The organism is Inquilinus limosus MP06, assembly GCF_000767795.1.
Lineage (GTDB): Bacteria > Pseudomonadota > Alphaproteobacteria > DSM-16000 > Inquilinaceae > Inquilinus > Inquilinus limosus_E.
The window spans coordinates 1-4,543 of the sequence record NZ_JANX01000520.1 but is presented as its reverse complement, the minus strand read 5'-3'; the positions used below and the strand labels follow the sequence as shown (position 1 = coordinate 4,543).

The following is a 4,543-nucleotide window of genomic DNA, read 5'->3' as shown; positions in this document are numbered from 1 at the left end:
GAAGGGAACTGAAGCAATCGCCCCATCACCTCTCCTTGGGGAGAGGTCGAAATCGCATCGTGATTTCGGGTGAGGGGGTGGCCCCGGCCTATCCGCCTGATTTGACAGCCGGCTCCGGCACCCAGCTGCCTTCCCGGTCGGCATGGCCATAGAGCCGCTCGACCAGGACCCGCAGCGTCGGGTCGGCGTCCAGCGCCTCCTGCATCCGGCTGAAGGTGCGGGTGCGGGTGACGCCGTGCTCGTGCCAGGACTTGCCGCCGCTCATCACATTCTGGGCGAAGGCCTGCAGCCGGTCGAGCGCGCGGGCATAGCGCGCCTCCGGCGTCTCGCCGGCTTCGAACTCGGTCCACCAGCCATGCACCCTGTCGCGCAGGTCGGGCGGCAGCAGGCCGAACAGCTTCACCGCCGCCTCGGCCTCACGCGCCGCCTGGTCCTGCCGGCCGACATCGTCATAGGCGAAGGTGTCGCCGGCATGGATCTCGACCAGGTCGTGGGTCAGCACCAGCGACAGCACCTTCGCGATGTCGACCTCGAAGCCGATCTCGTCCTTCAGCAGCAGGGCGTACAGCGCCATGTGCCAGGTGTGCTCGGCATCGGTCTCACGCCGGCTGCCGTCGGTCAGGTAGTTCTGCCGGGTGATCTGCTTGAACTGGTCGCAGACCAGCAGGAACTCCTGGATCCGCGCCAGGCGGTCACCAGGAGTCAGGGCAACGGGCGGAGTCGCGGTTTCGCTCATGTTCGTCACCAGACGGGGTCGATGCTGCGGTGTCCGAGGATCTCCTGGATCCGGCGATGGGTCGCGCCATGGATGTCGCGCGGCAGGTCGTCGACCGGAAAGAACCGGGCCTCGGCGATCTCGAAGGACAGGCGGCCGCCCGACGGGCGCCAGCGGTCGGCCAGGAACAGCGCGACGTGGTCGCAGCGCAGCTTGTCGAAATGGGCATAGACCGAGAACAGCCGGGCGCCCGATTCGACCTCGACCGCCGCCTCCTCGCGCGCCTCGCGCACGGCGCAGGCCTCGAAGCTCTCCCACTTCTTCACCCCGCCGCCGGGGAAGAACCAGCCGGGACGGTAGGTGTGGTGCACCAGCAGGAAGCGCCCCTCCCCGTCCCGCACCACCATGCGGGCGCCGAGGGTCAGCGGCTTGCGCAGCCTCAGATAGGTGTTGTGGGCGCGGTGCAGCAGGCGCGGCAGGGTGCGTCGGGCCGTGGTCATGGCCCGCAGATGACCCGGCGGGACGGGTCGGTGTCAACCGCCCCTGACGCCGGGCCAGATGCGCCGGAGACGCCTATCGCTCCACCGACAGCCAGCGGGTCGGGTGCTGGTCGCGCAGATTGTCGGCCCAACCCTTCACCAACGGGGAGACCAGATGCCGGCTGGTGTAGAAGAAGATCGGGATCACCGGCGTGTCGGCGATCATCAGCCGCTCCGCCTGCTGCAGGATCGCGGCCCGCTTGCCGGCATCGGTCTCGGCCGAGGCCTGGTCCAGCAGCGCGTCATAGGCCGGATTGGAGTAGTCCGAGGTGCTGAGCTCGCCGATGCCGCTGCGCTGCAGCTCCAGGAAGAAGTTGGCGTCGTCATACTGGCCGATCCAGCCGGTGCGGGCGAAGTCCTGGAACTGCTTCTGATGGTGCTGGGTCAGGTAGGTCGACCATTCCAGGTTCTCGAGCACGGTGTCGACGCCGAGCTTCTGCTTCCACATGGCGGCGATGGCGACGGCGATCTTCTTGTGGTTCTCCGAGGTGTTGTAGGTGATCTTCACCTGCAACGGCTTGTCCGGGCCGTAGCCGGCCTTGGCCAGCAGCGCCTTCGCCTCCTCGTCGCGCCGGGCCTGGGTCCAGCCCGCCTCCTCCGGCTGCCAGGCCGGGAAGCCGCTGGTGCCGGGCGGCACGAAGCTGTAGGCCGGGGTCTGGTTGCCCTTGGACACCTTGTCGATGATGACGTCGCGGTCGACGGCCAGCGACAGGGCACGGCGCAGCTCCGGGCTGCTCTTCCACGGCTCGTGGTTCAGGTTGATGGCGTAGAAGTAGATGCCGAGATAGGGCGCGATGTGCAGCTCGCCGGCGTTGCTCTGCCGCAGCGCCGGCACCTGCTGGCTCGGCACTTCGGTGGTCACGTCCAGCTCGCCGGCCTTGAAGCGAGCCAGCTCGCTGTCGACATCCTCGGTGACGACATAGCGGACGGTGTCGATCTTCACATTCGCCGCGTCGTGGAACTGCGGGTTCTTGCGCAGCGTCATATGCGACTGCGGCACGTCCTCGGCCAACACATAGGCGCCGTTCGACACCAGGTTGCCCGGCCGGGCGAAGGCGGCGCCGAATTTCTCGACATTCGCCCGGTTCACCGGGAAGGTCGAGTTGTTGACCAGCATCGACAGGAAGTAGGAGGTCGGGCCGACCAGGCTGACCTCCAGCGTTCGGTCGTCGACGGCGCGCACGCCGAGCGCATCGGCCGGCTTCTGGCCCAGCCGCACCTCCTTCGCCCCGACGATGCGGTCGAGGAAATAGGCGTAGGGCGCCGCCGTCTTCGGATCGACAAGCCGGCGCCAGGAATAGACGAAGTCCTGCGCCGTCACCGGGCTGCCGTCCGACCATCTGCCGTCGGCCCGCAGCTTGAAGGTGTAGGTCCTGCCGTCATCGGAGACGGTCCAGCTTTCCGCCGCGCCGGGCACCAGCTCGCCCTTCGGCCCCGGCGCCAGCAGCCCCTCGAACAGGTCCAGCTCGATCCAGGATTCCGGGATGCCGACCGATTTGTGCACGTCCAGCGTCTCGGGCTGGCCGCCATTGCCGCGGGACAGCAGGGTCTCCGCCCCCGCCGCCCCGCTCCACAGCGCGGCGGCGGCGAGGCCGATGAGGATGTGATGGCGCATCGAATCGTCCCTCCTTCCGATGCCGGAAGGCGTGCCATCATGTAGATTGAGGATCAACCACGCAGTTTTTTTGCTGAATAGGCTATACTGTCCTCCATTGTCATCCTCGGGCTTGACCCGAGGATCCAGGGGCTTTCAAGAGCCGCTCTCGGTGGCCCTGGATTGCCGGGTCAAGCCCGGCAATGACAGGAGGGGACGGAAGGAACTCAGCCCGCCACGAACCCGGCGATGGCGGCCCGCAGGGCCTCCGGCTCGTCGACACGGATCGAATGGCTGCTGTCCTCGAAGATCCGCAGGGTCGAGCCGGGAATCAGGCGATGGATCTCCTCCGAGAACTCCGGCGGGCAGATCCAGTCGTGCCGCCCGGCCAGGATCAGGGTCGGCGCCGTGATCCGCGCCAGCTCCGGCCGCAGGTCGAGCTTTCTCAGGAAGCCGTCGGGGCCGAAGGCGCGGTTGATCGCGTCCGGCGAATGGATCGCCCGGCCGCGCGTCGCCGCGGCCGCCGCCGCATCGTAGCGGCGGGAATAGAGCGGGCCCATCGCCTCGTAATAGCGCTCCAGATCCGCCTCGCTGCGGAAGCCGCCGGCCCACAGCATCTCGCCCGCCGCGATCTGCTCGGCATTGCCGCGCTCGCGCAGGATCTGCCGCGCCCGCTCGTGGAAGCCGGCATGGGCGGCGGTGACGATCAGCACCAGATGCGACACCGCCTGCGGATATCGGGCGGCATGGGCCATCGCGACCATACCGCCATAGCTGGTGCCGATGCTGGCGATCGGCCCGAGGCCGAGATGGCGGCGCAGCGCCTCCATATCCTCGACATTCTCGTCCAGCGTATAGCGCGCCGGGTCGCCGCGGGCGGATCGGCCCTGGCCGCGATGGTCGAAATAGACCAGCTGCATCTGCTGGGCCAGCGGGCTCATGCTCGGCTTGAAGCCGCTGTGGTCGGAGCCCGGACCGCCATGGATCAGGAAGCCGGTCGGGCGCTCGCGCATCGCCCCGCCCTCCGGCACCAGCCCGGCGCCGTCGATGTCGAACCAGATCGCGGTGTCGCGGATCGTCGCAAACATCTCTATCCCCCGATCACATTCCGGCGTGGACCATGACCCCGGCAGCCAGCCGCCGCAGATCCAGCCGCGCCTGCCGCCGCCGTTCCTCGGCCTCGGCCAGCCCGACCGGGACGAAGCGCAGCACGTCGCCGGGCCGCAGCTGGCCTAGCACCGGCAGGTCGGCCTCGATCACCTGGGCGATGCGCGGGTAGCCGCCGGTGCTCTGGGCATCGGCCATCAGCACGATCGGCTTGCCCTCGGGCGGCACCTGCACCGTGCCGGTGGTCACTGCCTCGGACAGCAGGTCGCGCGGCTGCGACAGGCTCAACTCCGGCCCCTCCAGCCGGTAGCCCATGCGGTCGGAGCGCGGGCTGATCGTGTAGCGCTCGGCATGGAAGGCGGCGAGGCTGTCGCGGTCGAAGGATGTCGCCTGCAGCCCGGGCAGCGCCCGGACATGTGGCGACTGGCGCAGCGACGGGTCGAAATCGGCGGCGGCGGACCAGCCGGTGGTGGCGAAGGGCCGGTCGTTCCGCTCCGCCGCCAGCAGCTTGGCGAGACGCGCGCCCAGCGCCGTCGGCGCGCCGGCCGGCAGCCGGTCGTCCGCCTGCAGCGCCCGGCCCTGATGCCC

5 protein-coding genes are annotated in these 4,543 nt (G+C 69.1%); all 5 read right to left on the bottom strand.

Translation table 11 applies throughout. The annotated features are described in order from the left end of the window. Positions 1-88: 88 nt before the first annotated feature. Positions 89-736: an HD domain-containing protein gene (locus P409_RS27445; RefSeq protein WP_152613569.1), complete on the bottom strand. Its 648-nt coding sequence runs from the start codon at positions 734-736 to the stop codon at positions 89-91. A 5-nt stretch (positions 737-741) separates the two neighbouring features. Beyond that, the gene (locus P409_RS27440) at positions 742-1,215 is read right to left on the bottom strand and encodes an NUDIX domain-containing protein (protein ID WP_052121466.1); all 474 of its coding nucleotides are present in this window, start codon (positions 1,213-1,215) and stop codon (positions 742-744) included. Between the two features lie 73 nt (positions 1,216-1,288). Next, positions 1,289-2,869 (bottom strand): peptide ABC transporter substrate-binding protein, encoded by a 1,581-nt coding sequence (locus tag P409_RS27435; protein WP_034845870.1) that lies wholly within the window; start codon positions 2,867-2,869, stop codon positions 1,289-1,291. A gap of 206 nt (positions 2,870-3,075) precedes the next feature. After that, positions 3,076-3,936: an alpha/beta fold hydrolase gene (locus P409_RS27430; protein ID WP_034845866.1), complete on the bottom strand. Its 861-nt coding sequence runs from the start codon at positions 3,934-3,936 to the stop codon at positions 3,076-3,078. A gap of 13 nt (positions 3,937-3,949) precedes the next feature. Then, on the bottom strand, positions 3,950-4,543 hold a 594-nt coding region (locus P409_RS27425; RefSeq protein ID WP_034845864.1), incomplete at its 5' end, for a 5-oxoprolinase subunit C family protein.

Excerpts from the sequence above, each read along its gene's own strand:
- P409_RS27445 (WP_152613569.1), bottom strand. The coding sequence starts at position 736 with ATGAGCGAAACCGCGACTCCGCCCGTTGCCCTGACTCCTGGTGACCGC.
- P409_RS27440 (WP_052121466.1), bottom strand. The coding sequence starts at position 1,215 with ATGACCACGGCCCGACGCACCCTGCCGCGCCTGCTGCACCGCGCCCAC.
- P409_RS27435 (WP_034845870.1), bottom strand. The coding sequence starts at position 2,869 with ATGCGCCATCACATCCTCATCGGCCTCGCCGCCGCCGCGCTGTGGAGC.
- P409_RS27430 (WP_034845866.1), bottom strand. The coding sequence starts at position 3,936 with ATGTTTGCGACGATCCGCGACACCGCGATCTGGTTCGACATCGACGGC.